Consider the following 17,793-nt stretch of genomic DNA (forward strand, 5'->3'; position numbering starts at 1 on the left):
ATCAGCCGTTTTCGTTTATAATGGATAATTAGATGATTAATAAGAACAGGTTCAGCCATTTACGAATGGCTGACCTTTTTTTACGGAACGAAAGAAGTGAAGGCCATGAACCGACATACCTTTGAAGAGACGGTAAAATGTGAATTGACCATGACAACGAGTGCTCGTAATGGGATTGAAAAAATCGCCAAAGACGAACATTCTTTTTTTGCTATGCAAAAATCATTCTATGTACATATCGAAAAAAGACCTGAAAATCAACAAGGGAGCCAAGCGTTTTCCTTTTTCTTTGACCCTGAGGAGAATGTAAAACTGAAAGAATTATTGGATGGCCGTGTTCCAGTGCTTGAATGCATCGTGAAAAATGATGGGTTCCTTGCGACTGGCTTTCATGTACGCGGTAAACGGGAGCCTGTAGCCACGAATCGAAGACTGCGGGCAACGATGAAATTTAAATTAGGAAAGAGCTCTGGGATTACGTTGCCCATCGATTTTGCAACACTCTTACGAGAGCTTCCGATTGCTGAAGAGCGTTCGGAATATGTGAAAAAACGAATTGGTGGTTGGGAAGGCTACTTACGGATCATGGAAAAGAATGCGGATGTTGAAGATCTTCACGCTCGTGTAAAATCAGTCACATTGAGTGAAGATTTTCGTCAAGCCTCTATCCGAATCGATGGTCTGCCAGGTAAAGCCTGGAAAAGTATTACTGGTTTTTCTGCAAAATTTGCAGGTGTGGGGTATGACTTGGGGAATGTCGTTAATGCCGATAGAAAAACATCTCGCATTGACGTAGAACTGAAGAACAGCACCATCCAAAATGCACGTAAAACCGGTTTTCAAGGAAAAGATTTCGAAACAATCGTTTTCAGTAACTTTGCAGAACTAAGCCAAGTAAGAAGGCTAAGAAGAGGATTCAAGGATTTGCAAGACGGACTAGCCGCGAATGCAAACCTGGAGAAAATCTTATTTGAAGAACGTCCTGTTGTAAAAATAACGAACCGCAGGGAGCCCCTTGAGTTTGAAACTTCTCTGAATGAGTTCCAACAGGAAGCAGTTAACGGAGCGATGAATGCGAGTGATTTGTACGTCATTCAAGGACCACCTGGAACAGGAAAGACTACAGTCATTTCGGAAATTTGTAATCAGGCTGTAAAAGCAGGTTTGCGTACACTCGTCGCCTCTCAAGCAAATCTTGCTGTAGATAATGCATTAGGAAGGCTACTCAACAACCAAGACATCCGAATTTTGAGGTACGGTAGGACGGAAAGTATTGAAGAAGAAGGTCGCAAATTCATTGAAGAAAATGTAGCGGAGCATTGGCGGACTCAAACGTTAGAAGCGATGGAATCTCAGCTTGAACAACATAGTCAGCTTGAATCCACACTGCGTTTAGAGGAAGAGACATTAAACTATAAAAGCAAAACTCTGATTGAGCGTAGAGTTGAGTTACTAGAGCAACAGCAGCAATGGAATGATGACGAAGAAAAACTGCGTACAATCCAACAGGAAATAAAAGAAGTGAAACACAAAAAACAGGAACTACAACTTGCAATCGAAAAAAATGAAACTGCGAAGAAATTATCTGAGGGCAATTTAGAAGAAATAATGACTGAAATTAGTCGATTAGAGAAGTTAGCGACTGGAGTATCTGCAGAAAAGCCTACTTTGAGTGAACTTGAAAGTGAGCAAAAACAACTGAAAGAGCGAATCGACTTACTTAAAACGAGTCAATCGTTAACTGAAATGGTTGCTCAAGTAAATGAGCTGCAGACGTCACTTGACCATACAATGATACGGATTGAATCCTATCAAAAAGTTCTCACTAACATGACGACAGTAGGAAAGTTGAACGATTTGAAAGATCTTTTGGACGAAGTTGAGTTTGTTCCTCCTCCACAACTAGATCACCAAATGACGGAGCTCATTCGTCAAATTGATCGGGTACAAGAAGTAGGAGGGGAAGAGAGTTTTACAGCTTGGTCGGATACGGTTGCTCGAGTGGATAAAGCAATTACTACCGTAACAAAAATCCTGGAAGATCATCAATTTCATAATCGAATACGCATTCCAAAAGGATTCAGAAATCGCCATTCTCTGCAGTCAATCCAAGAAACAGTTAGTCGGGTTGGACGCTATTTAGTTCAGCCGAATGTGAAAAAGATTTTAAGCACAACCTCCTTTTCAGTAGAATCCTATGATTGTCTAGAAAACCTAACAAAAGCAGTGGGGTTACTGCATGATCGTAAAAATTTCATTTCCGCTTTCCTTTTGGAAGCACAATCTACGACGTCGTTATTTGACGACATTAAAAAGAACGTAGCAGAAGTCTTCAATGAAAACCTTTCAACATTATCCGCAAAACATAAACAGCTGCAAGGTCGTTTTAATCAGTTAAATGAGCAGCTGTCAGAAGTCCAGCACTTGAGTGTTGAATCGTCGTCGCCTGAAGCAATAGCTACGGTTCTTAGTGAAGTTGTAGCCTCACATGAAGCTATATCCAAAACAATACTAGGCGCTTTGGAAGCAGAGAAGTCCCTAAAAGTAGCTGTGCAAGATCTTGAAACAGCCCACGAACAGAGAGAAACAATTCAAGCTGCCATCCAATCATACTCAAACCTAGAAAGTGAACAAAATGAGCAACTGAATGGATTTGTCGGTATTATTGTGGAGAGGCAGAAGCAGGAAGAGATACTAAAACAATCGTTAGTAAATGACCCGGCTCCACTTTTAGCGGAGAATGCGCAAGCTGAAAAAGAATTGGAACACCAATTTGAGTTGGTTACCAAGCAATTAGCAAACGTTCCGGCCATCCAATCTATTCAAAAAACATGGCATCAGATGCTAACAGATGCAAGCCCTTATGATTTGGACGAAATCCGGAAATTATATGTCAAACACGCAAATGTTATTGGCACTACGTGTGTCGCTTCCGCTCGAAAAGAATTTGTAGAAGAATATCCGGTATTCGATTTAGTTATTATCGACGAAGTTTCAAAAGCAACCCCACCTGAATTGTTACTTCCAATGCTAAAAGGGAAAAAGATCGTGCTCGTAGGTGACCATCATCAGCTCCCCCCATTAGTTGGACAAGAAACGATGGAAGAGTTTTTAGAAGAAATGCCTGATGATGAACAGAAAAAAGATATGGAGCGTCTTCTTAAAGAATCTCTATTTGAGCGGTTGTTCAGAACGTTGCCAAAGCAAAATAAGACGATGTTAGGGATTCAATACAGAATGCACCAACGCATCATGAACTCTATCACTCCATTCTACAATGAAAACGGCTATGAGCTCCTTTGTGGGCTTCCTAATTCTGATGCAGCACGAGCACATCATCTGAAAACAGAACTCATTGGACCCGAAGATCATTTACTATGGATGGATCAACCTAATTCTCCTGATTTCTATGAAGCGAAGCCAAAAGGTGGGACAAGTCGTTACAATGAAAGTGAACTGTCAACCATTCGTGACATGATAAAAGACTTGAATCAGGCTACTGCAAAAGCGATTGAAGAAGGCAAACTCCCAGTGAATACGATGAAACAAGTTGGCGTAATCAGTTTTTACGGGGAGCAAGTTAAACGCATCAATCAGCTTATTCAAGAAGAGCTACAGACAGAGCATTTGACGTTCCGAACAGGTTCTGTGGACAAATTCCAAGGGATGGAAATGGACATCATCATTGTTAGTTTTGTTCGGAATCATGGAGAGGTGAGCGGTGACATCGGGTTTGCGAAGGACTACAGACGTCTCAATGTCGCACTCTCTCGAGCAAAAGAACTGCTGATGATAGTTGGGAGTTCTGAGATGTTCATCAACAAACCTAAATCAAAAATGACTCGTGATATGTACCAAAATCTATACGACGAAATTAGTAGGCAAGGTGGCATCCGATCCCTTACCGAATCCGTTAGATAACGACAGGAGGTGGGGATCAAAGTGGAAGAATTGAAAAAACGACTGCAAACAGAATTGCAACAATCGTTGGATTGCAAAGTTCTAGCGGACCAATCCTGGGCATTCACAGCACACAAAGTGCTTGTTTCTTACACTACCGTAACTAAAACCAAAATGGATGTTTTGATGAAAATGATGTTGATGTCTGTGCAACAACTTAAGATAGAAAGGGCAGATGAACTTGCTCATTTGTTAGGTGTTGAACTATTATTTGTTGAAGATCTTCTTTCGATTATGAAAGGCGCAGGACTTGTAGTGAGCAATGATGTCTGGTCAATTACAGAACTAGGGGTTTCTCAGTTAACGACAGGAATGCTGCTTCATGAAACAGAAACAGAAGAGTCGGTACTTCTAGTGAGTCCACTTCACAACGAATTTCTGGATGTTGAGAAACCTCAACCTCTTCAAGCAAGTTTGTGTCCCTTCCGATATGAGAATGATCCTAGTAGATGGTCCACAACTGACATTTCTACTGACACCTTGCAGTCGGAGCTTGCTTCATTAGTAGAACAGGACAATACGATAGAACGTCAGCAAGTCGTGGAACAAGTCCTGAAAGTTGAGAAAATCGAACAGATTCAAATTCCTTGTATTGAGTTTCACATCCACAATACAAATCAGGATGTCCTATATGCGAGAATTTGGAATACGTATGCCGAGCAGTGGGATGAAACGTTGGAACAACTTGTGAATACAAATGAGCGCTCTAGTTGGCGTGAACGTTACTTAACATAAGAGGAGGAAATATTATATGAAACATAGTGCAACGTATTGGACAAAAAAGTTGAAATTAGAAACCCATCCGGAAGGTGGTAGCTTTGCGGGCTCTTATGCAGCTGAAAGTACAATAGAAACTTCTACAGGAACCAGACCACTTTATACAAGTATTTACTTTATGCTAGCGGATGGAGAAATCTCTCATTTTCATCAGCTCCAGTCTGACGAACTTTGGTATTATCACGATGGGAATGCTTTAAGCGTCCATATGATCTCAACAGATGGAGAGTATTCATCGGTGAAACTAGGATTGGACATAGATAAAGGAGAACTACCGCAAATACTCGTTCCCGCGGGAACAATATTTGGGTCATCTATGATTGAAAGTGGAGACTATGCGCTAGTAGGATGCATGGTATCGCCTGGTTTTGATTTTGAGGATTTCAAACTGTTCTCAGAAGAAGAGTTGGTAGAACAGTTCCCTCAACATACAGCGATTATAAAAAAGATGACACCATAAAAAGACGTTCAGCCGAATGTGGCTGAACGTCTTTTCTTACATACTTATTCACTCTCTGTACCTACATCATTATTTTTTTGAATCGAAGTAGAATTATCGGAATCTGAAGACAGAAAATCTTTTAGAGCTTGAGTGTTCTCTTCGAAGTCAATCATCAATACCTGACCGACTCCTGGGATTCGTTGCTTTTCGTCGAATGATCCATCAATTGGCAAACGCATGGATTCTATGCCGGATTCTTTGTTGCTTAACAACCCTTTGCCGATTGAAATCATAGTTTTCTTATCTAAGTTCGTGTGCACATAACTGTCGGCCATACCAAGTAACTTAGGAAGACTTAGGATACTGTGTAGACTTGCAGCTTCGGTTTTTAACTTAGCAAGGGCTTCTTGCTGCCGATCCACACGTCCGAAATCACTTTTACTGTCATGACGGAATCGAACATAACCAAGTAATTCATCTCCATTAAGGCGTTGAACACCAGGTTCTAGCGTCATGTTAATACCATGAGACATTTTATAGGGAATATCGACTTCAATTCCATCGGGTGCAATAACATCGACCATTTTAGGGAAACCGTCGAAATTGACTTCTGCGTAATAATGGATATCTATTCCAAAATTCTCTTTAATCGTTTGACGAACAAGTTCTGGGCCACCTAATGAGTAGGCAGCATTCATCTTATGTTTGCCATGACCGGGGATATCGACGTAAATATCGCGCATGACGGAGACTGTTTTCAGTTCTTTTGTGTCCTGATTGTAGTGTCCGATCATCAGTGAATCAGAACGTCCTTCATCATCATTTGGACGTGCATCTGACCCTAAAAGCAAGATATTGATTTCTCCATATTGTGGTTCGGGAGCGTTAAATATATCTTCTTCTTTATCAGGTTTTTCGCCTGCGAGGGATTGTCCAGCTTTAAACTGATCAAACAAAAAATAAGATACACCACCGATAAGGAGGAATAGTAGGAGTAGGATTACCCAGAGTTTTTTTCTTTTTTTACGAGTTCTGCGTTCAGAACGGTTCATAGTGCCACCACCTGTTGTTGGTTCCGCAAGTATGCGGTTTGTTGCTTGATAAGTAGGACGCATTTCTACAAGAAATGTTTTCTCAAATCATTTATTAGTCTCTAACTAATGAAGCATACGATGGAACTCAATTTTTTGCAATAGTTAACTACTTGTTGTAAGCACGGATTGTAATTGCATAGAGAGGGTATGCTAGTTATAATAGCTTTTGAATAGATGATTGACTCACCTTTATAGGAAAGGTGTGACGGATGGTCCTTGTCTTCTCCGTCTGACAGGACTTTTTTTGTTTCTCTAATTCACATAAAAAATTTTGAATGTAATTGAAAGGAGATGTATGATGTTTTTTATTGAAGCTAAACGAATTGTCACCGTTATTTTAGGCGCCTTATTATTAGCGGTATCGTTAAATTTGTTTCTCATTAACGCAAATGTTTATGCAAGCGGTTTTGCAGGAATTGCCCAGTTACTTTCTAGTGTTCTCTCGGACTTTGCAGGAATAACTGTCACTACAGGGGTGCTCCTCTTAGTATTAAACGTTCCGGTTTTCATACTGGGATGGTTTAAGGTGGGGAAAGGTTTTACCATTTACAGTATCGTTTCTGTAATTTTCACAACAATTTTTATGGAGATACTTCCAGTAATGTCCTTATCAGATGATATTATCCTCAATGCTGTATTTGGTGGAGTTATCGGAGGGGTTGGCGTCGGAATTTCTCTGAAACTTGGGGCTTCTACAGGTGGAATGGATATCGTTGCAATGGTGTTGTCAAGACTACAAGACAAGCCGATTGGTACGTATTTCTTGTTGCTAAATGGAATTATTATTGTCGCTGCAGGATTTTTATACGAGCCAGAAAACGCATTATATACAATGGTTGCCCTTTATGTCTCGACTGCGGTCATTGATGCTATCCATACACGTCACGAGAAAGTGACGGCCATGATTGTTACCCGAAAAGCTGATGAGCTTCAGGAGGCTATCCATAATCAGATGGTACGAGGTATTACCATCATGCCTGCTAAAGGTGGATATACGAAAGAAGAAAAGAATATGATGTATTTGGTCATAACACGATATGAACTGTACGATTTGGAAAAAATAATTAATGAAGTCGATCCGAATGCTTTTGCAAATATTGTTCAGACTGTAGGCATTTTTGGTTTCTTCCGTCGCGAAGGTCAATCGATCACATAATGTTGGAGCACCCTGCTATGTAAAACAGCAGGGTGTCTTTTACTATTTCTTTTCTTGCTGTGACTTTCTATAAAGTTCTTTTAGGGCCTCACGTTTTTCACCGTGTGTAGAATAATCAGCAGAAAATTCTTCACGTCCCGGCAATTTTGGATGGATAGACTTCTTTTCACCATCTATATTGCGTTTCGCCATTTGGAAACCTCCCTTTTTAAAAAAAGTATGTGAAGTAATGACTGCTTTTAGTCACCGCTTGAAGTCGGGCACCATACTTATAGAGTGAAAGGGGAGGATGGGTTGGTTACCGTTACTTCAGTACAGATTGAAGGGCATAGTTTTACAGCTGTCTCCGTATCGCTTCCAAAAACTACGTTGCTGACAGTTTCAAACGAGAACGGGTACATTATGTGTGGGGCGCTTGACGTTGGATTGCTGAACCGATTGTTATCAGATCGCCGCATAATAGCAGGGCGTGCCACTGGTGTGAAAACCATTGATGAGTTACTTGCGGCGCCGTTGGAATCTGTGACGCTTGAAGCGGAAGAATGGGGTATAACGGCAGGCATGACAGGAGAACAAGCATTATTGAAGATGATTTGACTCACAACTGAAAACAAAACAAGAATCTCTGTAATTTTTAGAGGTTCTTGTTTTGTTTTCGACACAAAACCTCAATAAGTTTGTTTTGAATCATGGATTATTGTTGCGATTCCCAATCTGATGTTTTATGATGAAAATGAGAAACAATCTCATTGACTACATAATCGCCATGCGGTCAACTGCGAAAGATTTTTGCGCATGGGAAAGGTGAGTGCTATGAAAAAAATCATTTTCGCTGCAATTGTCTGCGGCGTTGCACTAGCAGCTCTTGCATCACGTAATTACTCCACCGTTTTCACGGATGGTCTAATCGCGGGGCTTTTGGTGATTACGATCTTATCAGGCTCATCGGCCATCATCGCAGTCCAAGCACGCAGAAGGCGAGCATGGCATTGAACAAATGATCTGAATGTAGCCGGCAGGTGATTTCTGCCGGCTTTTGCTCTTTTTTTATGCAACTTTTCATTCAATCAGATAGGGGACAGTATATGAATATTCATGTAACTTACGGAGATGTAACAGAGTTAAAGGCAATTAAGGAAAGTTTAACAGATCAGCAACTTGTTCTGATGGAACTTGGAAACGAAGCTGTACTTATTCAAGAAAATGAAGGTTCTGCAGGGTTTGCTGAAGCAGATTCTTATACAGTACTCGATGCTTCAGGTGAAATCGTTAATGGAAACTATGCAGTTTTCAATAACATTCCTGTTACTACTGAAGGAAGAGAAATTTTTGAACAACGGTTTATGGGGCGGGCTCGACGAATTGAAGATACTGAAGGTTTTTCTGCAATCCGAGTACTCCGTCCATTAGAGAGCGATACGTACGTCATTTTGACAAAGTGGAAAGATGAGGCATCATTTAAAGCGTGGCAAAATTCTCAAGAATACGCAGATGCACACCAAAAGCGTGGGACAGAAGAAGGCATTGATCAGAAACCGAATATCTTCTCTCGTCCATCGTTTGTGACAACGTACCTAAAAGTAGACTGAATGAGCATACAGAACCGGTTTCCCATTTTAAAATGGGTGATCGGCTTTTTTATGTTTCCCACCTTTTAATGTTTGAAAACGAGATACAAGTGAAAGAGAACACTATAGGTGGAACTGAGGAGGCGTTAAATTGAAGAAGAAACTCACAATTTTGCCATCATTGGCACTTATGTTTGGTCTGGTAGCATGTGGAACTGAAAACGATTCAGAACAGGCGATATCAGGACAAGAGGTTGAAAAGAATAATGAAGTTACTGAACCTGAAAATGACACGCGATCGGAACCATTTACAGTTCTAGTGGATTTAAAGGATGCGGACGGTCAAACTACCGGAACTGCTGAATTGGAAGAGACTGATGAGGGGGTCAATGTGCATGTAAAGGCGGAAGGGCTTCCAGAAGGAAAACTTGGACTCCATTTTCATGAGACAGGTGTTTGTAAAGCACCTGACTTTGAATCTGCAGGGGGCCACTTTAATCCTGAAGAGACGAATCACGGACTAGAAATGGATGGTGGACCACATGCTGGAGATCTTCCAAATTTAGAAGTAGGGGAAGATGGGATTGTAGATGATGAATTCACTGCTAAAAATGTGACATTGGAAACTAGTGAACCTAATTCGTTGTTTAAAGATTCTGGTACAGCACTCGTGATCCATGCAAGGGAAGATGACGGTAAAACTCAACCATCAGGAGACTCAGGAGAACGAATTGCATGCGGCGTTATTAAGTGATGAAAAAATGGACAACCTTGAAATCAGGTTGTCCATTTAAAAGTTACATGAGAGAGGCGATAATTCCCCGCTCATCATCTAGTAGGAATTTAATGCCCGCAGCGTAAGGGTCTTGGTGAAGTTGCTCTTCAATCCATAACCTAAGTGCTTGGGTCATGTCGAATGTATTCAAGTTGACGGTCATGCCATTTACAAAAGCTTCTGCATAAAAACCTTCGTCATCATCATAGAACAGTTCAACTTCTACTTCCTCTGGTTGAACGGACTTGCTTTTGGCCTGGTGTAGGCAAATCGCATTTATGATATCTTGTTCTTCAATCATCAGTTCTGCCACCGGTGCATGTCATCTTTATCCTGTTTCTTTTTCTTGAAATAGAGATAAGCCATTCGGATAACGCCGATAATAGCGATGATCGCAAAGACATTAACGAGTAAGCCTAAAATTGAGCCAAGAATACCCATGTTGGCAAACAGACCACCGAATAGGAGTCCTGCTAATCCACCAAGCATAAGGCCTTTCATTAGCCCTCCCGATTTCGGCTTAGCCGCTTGTGAACCGGTGTTTTTAGTGAAAGACGTATTGTCTTTCTTATCGACTGCTGGTTTGTTGAAATTGTTTTGGTTAGGTGAAAACCCTTTTTTGCCGGATTTGTAGCCTTTCGCTTCTGCAGATGGTGAATGATCGTTAAATACGATCGTTCCAATCGGCGAAAGAATGAGCGTGAGTGCTAAAAAGGCTGCCGCAATTTTTTTCATGACCTAGTAAAACCTCCGATGAAGTAATGGATTGATTTCAATCCTCTTCATCATTGTACAATAGAATGATTCAAAGTTAAAATGGTTCACACTCTACAATTGAGGAACGAACGTTTTACAGTCTGTTTCACTGCTGGACTTTGCATGGTTGCCTTTCTTGCTGACAACGTAAATTTCGTCGGCTCCACATTTGTTTCCCTCAGACCAAAACTTGCAATTATTTACTTCACATCGAATCCGCTGTCCCATTCCAATGCACCTCCTTTTTTATAGGATGTGCAAGCCATACGGCACTATACAAAGTAAATAAATATTAATTAAATGCCAAACTAAAAACTTGAAGTATATGAAAAAGAAGCGTATAGTGACTTGATGGTATTCTGAATAGGAGAGTATGACATGTGGATTTGTAAAAAGATTACGCATTGTTCAGCACATAGTTTACCTAGCTTCAGAACAAAATACATTAAACTAAAAAAGGGGATTTGCACATGACTACGCCGCTCAATCCTGAAGAAGCAGCAAACGTTGCTACAGAAGGCACACAGCTACCTTCCAATCAAAAACAAGATATTCTAGACCAGTTGCTTAAACCAGAAGTTCAAGAATCATTGACCACTCTTGTTGAAAAACTTCCTCAACTGACGGAGCTTGTTGACTTAATGACAAAATCTTATGATGTTGCCAAGGCTGTTGCAACTGACGAAGTATTAGTTAACGACACAACTGAATTTATGAAAGAAATCGTAGGGCCAGTTAAAGATTCTGCGAAAAATATGGCGGCAACTGTTATCGAAGCAAAAGATCTTGCTGCAAAAAACACAGAAACAATCGGCTTGTTTGGTCTTATGAAGATGATTAAAGACCCTGAAGCACAACGTATTTTCCGTTTCTTGAGTGCTTACCTTGAAATTGCTGGACAACGCAACCATACAAAATAATTCGAACTAATTATTAGTAGAAGGGGACTAGACAATGACCAAACACATCGTTATTTTAGGAGCAGGTTATGGTGGTCTTTTGACAGCACTGAATGCTCGTAACTTCCTGTCAGAAAGTGATGCCACTATCACACTTGTCAACCAAACACCAACTCACCAAATTATTACTGAGCTTCACCGTTTAGCTGGAGGAACAACTAGCGAAGGTGCGGTTGCACTTCCACTTGAGAAACTACTTGCTGGTAAAGGAGTAGAATTGAAAATCGCAACAGTTGAGAACTTTGACGTGAATACGAAAAAAGTAAACTTTGCTGGCGGAGAAACTCTTACTTATGATGCACTAGTTGTTGCACTTGGTAGTAAAACAGCGTACTTCGGAATTCCAGGACTTGAAGAAAATAGTATGGTTCTTAAATCCGCTAGTGAAGCAAACAAAATCTTTAAACACATCGTGGACCGCATTAAAGCGTATGCAACTTCTCATGATGAAGCAGATGCAACAATCATGATTGGCGGCGGCGGTTTGACAGGTGTTGAGCTTGTTGGTGAAATCGTTGACAACATGCCTAAAATTGCACGTGAGCACGGTGTAAACCCTGCTGATTTGAAGATTATGCTTGTTGAAGCAGGTCCGAAAATCCTTCCAGTACTACCTGATCACTTGATTGAGCGTGCTACGGAAAGTCTTGCAAAGCGTGGCGTTGAGTTCTTAATCGGACTTCCTGTTACAAACGTTGAAGGTAACGAAATTTCATTGAAAGACGGCCGTGTCATTAAAGCGAATACTTTCGTTTGGACAGGTGGCGTTACTGGTAATCCACTCGTTGGAGAATCTGGTATTGAAGTCGACCGTGGTCGTGCAACTGTAAACGAATTCCTTCAATCTAAATCTCACTCTGATGTATTTGTTGTTGGTGACAGTGCTGTTGCTTTCCCTGCAGAAGAGGGAGCACGTCCATACGCACCAACTGCACAAAACGCTTGGCAGATGGGCGAACTTGTTGGATACAACGTGTACGCAATGCTTACAGGCAAGTCTATGGAAGTGTTCAACCCAGTAAATTCTGGAACGCTTGCTAGCCTTGGCCGTAAAGATGCAGTTGCATCAATTGGTGGAAACAATACTTCCCTTAAGGGAATGCCAGCTTCATTGATGAAAGAAGCAAGTAACATTCGCTACTTGACTCACATCAAGGGACTTTTCGGTCTCGCATACTAAGAAGTATTAGAGGACAGTCACAGAATTTCAGTACATACTGAGTTCTGTGACTGTCCTCTTTATTAGTTTAGGAACAATTTTGAATAGAGTTGTATAAAATATTCTTATTAAGTTAGTTTACTGATAGTCAGAACGATTCGTCATTTGACAGAAGAAAACTAGATTCGCTATAGTTAGCAATGACGGCAATTTAGTCCGTGCAAAAAGGAGAGTAGTAGGCACGTAAAGTATTGGAAACCAATTAAAGCGCCAGCGCCGAGGAAATCGCACAGATTCTCGGCAGACGAGGTGGAGGTTCATCGAACATTCGGCGGATGCCTCCTGATCGCGGATACCCGATCACATGCAGTTCCTAAAACACGGTGGTAACTCGGTGATACAAAAGGGATGTAGCAGGTATCATTCAAATTTAATGGCCAGTCCGGGCAGAACTGCCTGAACGACCTAACCAGTTTTGACTCCGGACTGCCTGATGCGGAGGAACAATTATGTGCGGAATTGTAGGCTATAACGGAAAAAAACAAGCGGCAGAGATTTTATTGAAAGGGCTGGAGAAGCTCGAATACAGAGGATACGACTCTGCAGGGATTGCATTCCAAACTTCTAAAGGCGTGCAAATGTTCAAGGAAAAAGGACGTATTGCGGATCTGAGAGAAGTAGTAACGGAAGAAATTGATACACATGTCGGGATCGGCCATACACGCTGGGCGACACATGGTGTACCTGATCAGAAAAATTCACATCCACATAAAAGCGCATCTGGACGTTTTACACTTGTCCATAATGGTGTCATTGAAAACTATGAAAAACTGACTCGTGAATATTTGCAAGATGTCCAGTTCGTTTCTGAAACGGATACGGAGGTCATTGTCCAACTGATTGAATACTTCACAAACTCTGGAATGACAACAGACGAAGCATTTCGTAAAGCGTTGTCATTGTTACACGGCTCTTATGCGATTGCGATGTTAGACGAACAAAATCCGGATACAATTTTTGTTGCGAAAAATCGTAGTCCCTTACTAGTTGGAGTAAGTGAAGAGTGTAATGTGGTGGCTTCTGACGCTATGGCGATGCTTCAAGTGACCGATCAATTCATCGAGCTACATGATGGTGAAGTTGTTTTACTTGGGAAAGACGGCATTGTAATCGAAACACTCAATGGAGATAGAATCGAGCGGGCTCCTTATACAGCGGAACTCGATATGAGTGATATTGAAAAAGGGACATATCCTCATTATATGTTAAAGGAAATCGATGAGCAGCCAGGTGTGATGCGTAAAATCATCGATGCCTACAGCGCGGAAGAGGGCTCTTTGGATATTGACCCGTATATCAAGCAAGCATTTCAACATGCAGACCGTCTTTATATTATCGCCGCAGGAACAAGCTACCATGCGGGCTTAATAGGAAAAGAATACTTTGAAAAACTAGCTGGTTTACCGGTTGAAGTCCACATTTCTAGTGAGTTTGGCTATAATATGCCACTTCTTTCTAAAAAGCCATTGTTCTTGTTTATTACACAATCTGGCGAAACTGCAGATAGTCGACAAGTGCTTGTAAAAGTGAAAGCACTCGGATATCCATCAATTACTATGACCAATGTGCCAGGCTCTACGTTATCGCGTGAAGCGGACCATACGTTATTGTTGCATGCAGGACCAGAAATCGCTGTGGCATCGACTAAAGCGTATACGGCACAACTTGCAGTGCTTGCGATAACTGCTTATTCATTAGGCGGAGGTTCGCGGAAGCTAGATTTAAAAAAAGAGTTAGCAATTGCAGCTAATGCGATTCAAATGTTAACGGATGCTAAAGAAGAGATTGAAAAAATCGCTATAGAGCTATTAACCGATAAGCGTAACGCCTTTTTCATCGGACGTAATCTCGACTATTATGTGAGCTTAGAAGGTGCGCTAAAACTGAAAGAGATTTCCTATATCCAAGCAGAAGGATTTGCTGGAGGAGAACTGAAGCACGGAACAATTGCATTGATTGAAGAAGGGACTCCGGTCATCGCACTCGCGACTCAAGCAACTGTCAGCCCTAATTTACGAGGTAATGTAAAAGAAGTCACAGCCCGTGGCGCACACGCCTGCATCATCTCGATGGAAGGTGATAGTGAACCAGGAGATCGACTCATCTTGCCTCATGTCCATGAGCTATTGACGCCCCTAGTTACAGTTATTCCGCTTCAGTTACTAAGCTATTATGCATCCTTGCAGAGAGGCTGTGACGTGGATAAGCCGCGGAATTTGGCGAAAAGTGTGACTGTAGAGTAAGAAAATTTAAATTTAATAGAATTGCATAAATTAACCTCTTTGGATAGAATTGTCTAAAGAGGTTTTTTATTTGTATTTAGAAAGTCTGGGATTAAATGGTTAGGGAGTATGCTTTTTAGGCAAGGTTTAACTTAGAGAAGTAGTGTTTGTTATGAACAGAGAACGACCAGGTTTATTAGTAGTGGTACTTACATGGATTGCATATATCATTTGTGCATTGATATTTGGATTTAGTCTGTGGTTTGTCGATAGTCTCGGTATCGCATCTATTGTTCTGCTGGTAATATTACTTTTAATTGTTTGGAAGAATAAAGAAAATAAAAATGATTTTTAAAATTAACTAAGTTACATCAACTGGCGCAGTTGTGGAAAATAGGTTGCGCTTCAATGTGGCCATTATATTAAATGGGAAAATTAGTATAAGAGATAAAGAAAGTAAAAACGGAGGTGATTATGTATGGAGAACTATGGAATGCCAACAGGATTCTGGACAGAATTTATAATAATCATAGTAAGTATTATTCTCCTAGTTGGCATTATTCCAGCTATATTTCGTTATAAAATGGGAGCTGATAAAAAGAAGTGGTTTTCTTATAATCATATAAATAAGCTCCATAAAAAAATCGATTGGAAATTGCGGATAGTTTATATGATTTCTATTATAGTAAGTGCAATAATCTATTATAAACAGCCTCTTTTAATATCTATAATTCTTGCAGTTTTCGTATTAAGTCAAATCGGAGTTCAGGCATTTATAGAATGGAAGTTTTCGGAAAACAGGAAAAATTTTCAGGTATCTATAATCCAATTTGGTTTAACTTTTATTACCTTAGCGGGCGTATTCTTCTGGATAAAATATTACTTATAGAAAATTTCAATTTAAACTAATAACACTAACGGGCATTAACCTTGAATAAATCTTGGGCCATATAAAAAAGAAATTTCCATCACACTGTATAGTTTTTTTAATAAGAATGTTACACATTATTGAAAATTGAATGGATTTTGGGGGCTACCAATGAATAAGTGGAAAACGTTACACTCAGAGTATTTACATAAAAGTTCATTCGGAAATATTAGAATAGATTGTTGTGAACTTCCAAACGGTATAGTGATTGATGATTATTATGTTAATGAGTATTCTGACTGGGTAAATGCAGTTGTAATTACTAAGGAAAACCAGATTGTACTCGTTGAGCAATATCGCCATGCAGGAAAAGATTACTTCTTAGAAGTTCCAGCTGGGAAAAAAGAAGGTGACGAAACTCATGAGGAAGCCTTAATTAGAGAAGTGAAAGAAGAGACAGGTTACACTTCTGCAAGAAAACCTTTTTTCTTAGGTGAATTTTGGGTGAATCCAGCAACACAGAACAATAAAGTAAAGACCTACCTAATTCTTGAAGCGTATAAAGCATATGAGCAGGATATGGATGATACCGAAGAAATAATAGTTAGGTTATGTGACTTCGAAAATTTTGAAAAACAAATCCTATCAAACAAAATTAAAACGCAGCTATTTACGGTGACAGCTTATTATATGGCTAAAAACTTTATCCTTGAAAACAGACATGAAAAGTCTTGATACGGAAAAATGTTATTTAAGAACAGGTGGCCGAAATGCAGCTCGGAAAGGAGTGTTTTTATGGATTTTGGAAATGAATACTTGAAGATTGTGAAAGAAAGATTTGAAAGTGTTAAAAAGTTAGGAGATAAAACCATAAGCCAATTATCAGAGGAAGATATACACTGGCGATTAAACGAGTCTTCAAATAGCATCGCGATTATTGCAAAACATGTAAGTGGAAATATGATTTCCAAATGGTCAGACTTTTTAAAAACGGATGGAGAAAAGCCTTCTAGAAATCGTGATCAGGAATTTGAAGATGATGTCTCCTCAAGACAAGAGATGATAACTGTTTGGGAAAAAGGCTGGATTATACTTCTTGATACATTGACAAGTTAGAAAATCAAGACTTATTAAAAAAGATAACAATTCGTGGTGAGCAGCACACTGTGCTAGAAGCAATTGAACGGCAGATGGCTCATTATGCTTATCACGTTGGTCAGATTGTTTATATTGGGAAGCAATTAAAAGGTGAAAACTGGGAAACCCTTAGCATCCCAAAAGGAAAATCAGATGATTACTTGCAATAGAAGTTAAAAAAACATCAGTTTAAGTAATAGTGGACACTTGTTCTGGAAATGAGGGCTTTGCAGGTCCTAACCATACTAAAAATACGGGGGATGACTTTGTGAAAAGATGGCTATCATGCATCACTTTGATGTTCGTTTTGATTGGAGTCCTCAGTGCTTGCAACAATCAGAGCGTTGTTAAACTGAAGGGGGAAAGTAATTATTGGCAGGGGACGTTCGTGATGACTCATCCTTTCAAAAAGAAAAGTACAGTGACCCTTTCCTATACGGACTATGAGTTGAGGGTGACATTCAAAGGGAAGGCTAAGAAATTGGAAGGTGTGAACACTTTGGAATATGACTATGCAACAGCTTTAATAGGCGCGAGCACAGAGCTGCGTTTTCCTGAACTTCCCGAAGGTAAGACATTTTCGCTAAAAGGGTAAGAAACCGGTGAGACCGCTATCGAGAAAGAAGACAAGATTGTTATTACCATCAGGTGGGATGGACAGGAAGAATCATTCACTGTGGACTGACGAATTGCAGCAGTTCAAGGATTGAAGCAACAATAACACGGCAGCTTGACAGGATTGAAGACAAAATCGATCGGATCTGATGATTGGCTGGTGGAAGACAGGTATGTATTTATAGCAGAAAAGTAATATATTTGTGCATTCAAATAGGCTGACGATTTCTTATTCTTAGATAAGA

19 protein-coding genes and 1 pseudogene are annotated in these 17,793 nt (G+C 40.2%); 15 read left to right on the forward strand and 5 right to left on the reverse strand.

Features of this window, described 5'->3' with window-relative positions:
• Positions 1 to 105: 105 nt before the first annotated feature.
• The 3 genes from M3197_RS06370 to M3197_RS06380 are packed head-to-tail and all read left to right on the forward strand — an operon-like array spanning position 106 to position 5,197.
• The gene (locus tag M3197_RS06370) at positions 106 to 3,921 is read left to right on the forward strand and encodes an AAA domain-containing protein (protein WP_251659732.1); all 3,816 of its coding nucleotides are present in this window, start codon (positions 106 to 108) and stop codon (positions 3,919 to 3,921) included.
• A 21-nt stretch (positions 3,922 to 3,942) separates the two neighbouring features.
• On the forward strand, positions 3,943 to 4,695 hold the full coding sequence (locus M3197_RS06375; RefSeq protein WP_251659734.1) for a hypothetical protein: 753 nt from the start codon (positions 3,943 to 3,945) through the stop codon (positions 4,693 to 4,695).
• A 16-nt stretch (positions 4,696 to 4,711) separates the two neighbouring features.
• Entirely contained in the window at positions 4,712 to 5,197 is a 486-nt protein-coding gene (locus tag M3197_RS06380) for a cupin domain-containing protein (RefSeq protein ID WP_251659736.1), read from the forward strand.
• A gap of 44 nt (positions 5,198 to 5,241) precedes the next feature.
• Here the strand turns inward: M3197_RS06380 and M3197_RS06385 are convergent, their stop codons facing one another.
• Positions 5,242 to 6,231, reverse strand: a complete 990-nt coding sequence (locus M3197_RS06385) for an LCP family protein (protein ID WP_251660127.1) — start codon at positions 6,229 to 6,231, stop codon at positions 5,242 to 5,244.
• Between the two features lie 340 nt (positions 6,232 to 6,571).
• Here M3197_RS06385 and M3197_RS06390 point away from each other — a divergent pair, with 340 nt between their 5' ends.
• Positions 6,572 to 7,429, forward strand: a complete 858-nt coding sequence (locus tag M3197_RS06390; RefSeq protein ID WP_251659739.1) for a YitT family protein — start codon at positions 6,572 to 6,574, stop codon at positions 7,427 to 7,429.
• Between the two features lie 42 nt (positions 7,430 to 7,471).
• Here M3197_RS06390 and M3197_RS06395 read toward each other — a convergent pair whose 3' ends face one another.
• A complete protein-coding gene (locus M3197_RS06395) occupies positions 7,472 to 7,621 on the reverse strand; it encodes a hypothetical protein (protein WP_251659741.1) in 150 nt (49 codons plus the stop codon).
• 102 nt (positions 7,622 to 7,723) lie between these two features.
• Here M3197_RS06395 and M3197_RS06400 point away from each other — a divergent pair, with 102 nt between their 5' ends.
• From M3197_RS06400 to M3197_RS06415, 4 genes are all read left to right on the forward strand, one after another.
• Positions 7,724 to 8,026 (forward strand): YunC family protein, encoded by a 303-nt coding sequence (locus M3197_RS06400; protein ID WP_251659743.1) that lies wholly within the window; start codon positions 7,724 to 7,726, stop codon positions 8,024 to 8,026.
• Between the two features lie 216 nt (positions 8,027 to 8,242).
• Positions 8,243 to 8,422: a hypothetical protein gene (locus tag M3197_RS06405; protein WP_251659745.1), complete on the forward strand. Its 180-nt coding sequence runs from the start codon at positions 8,243 to 8,245 to the stop codon at positions 8,420 to 8,422.
• Positions 8,423 to 8,514: 92 nt separating this feature from the next.
• Complete coding sequence (locus tag M3197_RS06410; protein WP_251659747.1) at positions 8,515 to 9,018, forward strand: antibiotic biosynthesis monooxygenase family protein; 504 nt, start codon at positions 8,515 to 8,517, stop codon at positions 9,016 to 9,018.
• Positions 9,019 to 9,148: 130 nt separating this feature from the next.
• Positions 9,149 to 9,751, forward strand: a complete 603-nt coding sequence (locus M3197_RS06415) for a superoxide dismutase family protein (RefSeq protein WP_251659748.1) — start codon at positions 9,149 to 9,151, stop codon at positions 9,749 to 9,751.
• A 43-nt stretch (positions 9,752 to 9,794) separates the two neighbouring features.
• Here M3197_RS06415 and M3197_RS06420 read toward each other — a convergent pair whose 3' ends face one another.
• The 3 genes from M3197_RS06420 to M3197_RS06430 all read right to left on the reverse strand — a co-directional run bounded on the left by M3197_RS06420 (position 9,795) and on the right by M3197_RS06430 (position 10,756).
• On the reverse strand, positions 9,795 to 10,073 hold the full coding sequence (locus tag M3197_RS06420; RefSeq protein ID WP_285851129.1) for a DUF2653 family protein: 279 nt from the start codon (positions 10,071 to 10,073) through the stop codon (positions 9,795 to 9,797).
• A complete protein-coding gene (locus M3197_RS06425; protein ID WP_251659752.1) occupies positions 10,073 to 10,507 on the reverse strand; it encodes a hypothetical protein in 435 nt (144 codons plus the stop codon). Before M3197_RS06425 ends, M3197_RS06420 begins: the two co-directional genes overlap by 1 nt.
• A gap of 93 nt (positions 10,508 to 10,600) precedes the next feature.
• The gene (locus tag M3197_RS06430) at positions 10,601 to 10,756 is read right to left on the reverse strand and encodes a DUF1540 domain-containing protein (protein ID WP_251659754.1); all 156 of its coding nucleotides are present in this window, start codon (positions 10,754 to 10,756) and stop codon (positions 10,601 to 10,603) included.
• Positions 10,757 to 10,998: 242 nt separating this feature from the next.
• Here M3197_RS06430 and M3197_RS06435 point away from each other — a divergent pair, with 242 nt between their 5' ends.
• The 7 genes and pseudogenes from M3197_RS06435 (at position 10,999) to M3197_RS06465 (ending at position 17,528) form a co-directional block, all read left to right on the forward strand.
• Complete coding sequence (locus M3197_RS06435) at positions 10,999 to 11,448, forward strand: helical membrane plugin domain-containing protein (protein ID WP_251659756.1); 450 nt, start codon at positions 10,999 to 11,001, stop codon at positions 11,446 to 11,448.
• Between the two features lie 34 nt (positions 11,449 to 11,482).
• Positions 11,483 to 12,667: an NAD(P)/FAD-dependent oxidoreductase gene (locus tag M3197_RS06440; RefSeq protein ID WP_251659758.1), complete on the forward strand. Its 1,185-nt coding sequence runs from the start codon at positions 11,483 to 11,485 to the stop codon at positions 12,665 to 12,667.
• Between the two features lie 488 nt (positions 12,668 to 13,155).
• Entirely contained in the window at positions 13,156 to 14,949 is a 1,794-nt protein-coding gene (glmS, locus tag M3197_RS06445) for a glutamine--fructose-6-phosphate transaminase (isomerizing) (RefSeq protein WP_251659760.1), read from the forward strand.
• A 457-nt stretch (positions 14,950 to 15,406) separates the two neighbouring features.
• Positions 15,407 to 15,817 (forward strand): DUF4181 domain-containing protein, encoded by a 411-nt coding sequence (locus M3197_RS06450; protein WP_251659762.1) that lies wholly within the window; start codon positions 15,407 to 15,409, stop codon positions 15,815 to 15,817.
• 150 nt (positions 15,818 to 15,967) lie between these two features.
• Positions 15,968 to 16,531: an NUDIX hydrolase gene (locus M3197_RS06455; RefSeq protein ID WP_251659764.1), complete on the forward strand. Its 564-nt coding sequence runs from the start codon at positions 15,968 to 15,970 to the stop codon at positions 16,529 to 16,531.
• A gap of 60 nt (positions 16,532 to 16,591) precedes the next feature.
• A pseudogene (locus M3197_RS06460) lies at positions 16,592 to 17,103 on the forward strand (DUF1572 domain-containing protein).
• 221 nt (positions 17,104 to 17,324) lie between these two features.
• Positions 17,325 to 17,528 carry a hypothetical protein gene (locus M3197_RS06465; RefSeq protein ID WP_251659766.1) on the forward strand — a complete coding sequence of 68 codons (204 nt, stop codon included), beginning with the start codon at positions 17,325 to 17,327 and terminating at the stop codon, positions 17,526 to 17,528.
• Positions 17,529 to 17,793: the final 265 nt, after the last annotated feature.

Origin of the sequence: Sporosarcina aquimarina (genome assembly GCF_023715615.1) — a bacterium.
Taxonomy (GTDB): Bacteria; Bacillota; Bacilli; order Bacillales_A; family Planococcaceae; genus Sporosarcina; species Sporosarcina aquimarina_A.

What these genes read in the sequence shown, in the direction of transcription:
- glmS (WP_251659760.1), top strand. Translation starts at nt 13,156, where the DNA reads ATGTGCGGAATTGTAGGCTATAACGGAAAAAAACAAGCGGCAGAGATT.
- M3197_RS06395 (WP_251659741.1), bottom strand. Translation starts at nt 7,621, where the DNA reads ATGGCGAAACGCAATATAGATGGTGAAAAGAAGTCTATCCATCCAAAA.
- M3197_RS06370 (WP_251659732.1), top strand. Translation starts at nt 106, where the DNA reads ATGAACCGACATACCTTTGAAGAGACGGTAAAATGTGAATTGACCATG.
- M3197_RS06455 (WP_251659764.1), top strand. Translation starts at nt 15,968, where the DNA reads ATGAATAAGTGGAAAACGTTACACTCAGAGTATTTACATAAAAGTTCA.
- M3197_RS06405 (WP_251659745.1), top strand. Translation starts at nt 8,243, where the DNA reads ATGAAAAAAATCATTTTCGCTGCAATTGTCTGCGGCGTTGCACTAGCA.
- M3197_RS06430 (WP_251659754.1), bottom strand. Translation starts at nt 10,756, where the DNA reads ATGGGACAGCGGATTCGATGTGAAGTAAATAATTGCAAGTTTTGGTCT.
- M3197_RS06380 (WP_251659736.1), top strand. Translation starts at nt 4,712, where the DNA reads ATGAAACATAGTGCAACGTATTGGACAAAAAAGTTGAAATTAGAAACC.
- M3197_RS06410 (WP_251659747.1), top strand. Translation starts at nt 8,515, where the DNA reads ATGAATATTCATGTAACTTACGGAGATGTAACAGAGTTAAAGGCAATT.
- M3197_RS06465 (WP_251659766.1), top strand. Translation starts at nt 17,325, where the DNA reads ATGACTCATCCTTTCAAAAAGAAAAGTACAGTGACCCTTTCCTATACG.
- M3197_RS06425 (WP_251659752.1), bottom strand. Translation starts at nt 10,507, where the DNA reads ATGAAAAAAATTGCGGCAGCCTTTTTAGCACTCACGCTCATTCTTTCG.
- M3197_RS06420 (WP_285851129.1), bottom strand. Translation starts at nt 10,073, where the DNA reads ATGATTGAAGAACAAGATATCATAAATGCGATTTGCCTACACCAGGCC.
- M3197_RS06390 (WP_251659739.1), top strand. Translation starts at nt 6,572, where the DNA reads ATGTTTTTTATTGAAGCTAAACGAATTGTCACCGTTATTTTAGGCGCC.
- M3197_RS06435 (WP_251659756.1), top strand. Translation starts at nt 10,999, where the DNA reads ATGACTACGCCGCTCAATCCTGAAGAAGCAGCAAACGTTGCTACAGAA.
- M3197_RS06440 (WP_251659758.1), top strand. Translation starts at nt 11,483, where the DNA reads ATGACCAAACACATCGTTATTTTAGGAGCAGGTTATGGTGGTCTTTTG.
- M3197_RS06450 (WP_251659762.1), top strand. Translation starts at nt 15,407, where the DNA reads ATGGAGAACTATGGAATGCCAACAGGATTCTGGACAGAATTTATAATA.
- M3197_RS06385 (WP_251660127.1), bottom strand. Translation starts at nt 6,231, where the DNA reads ATGAACCGTTCTGAACGCAGAACTCGTAAAAAAAGAAAAAAACTCTGG.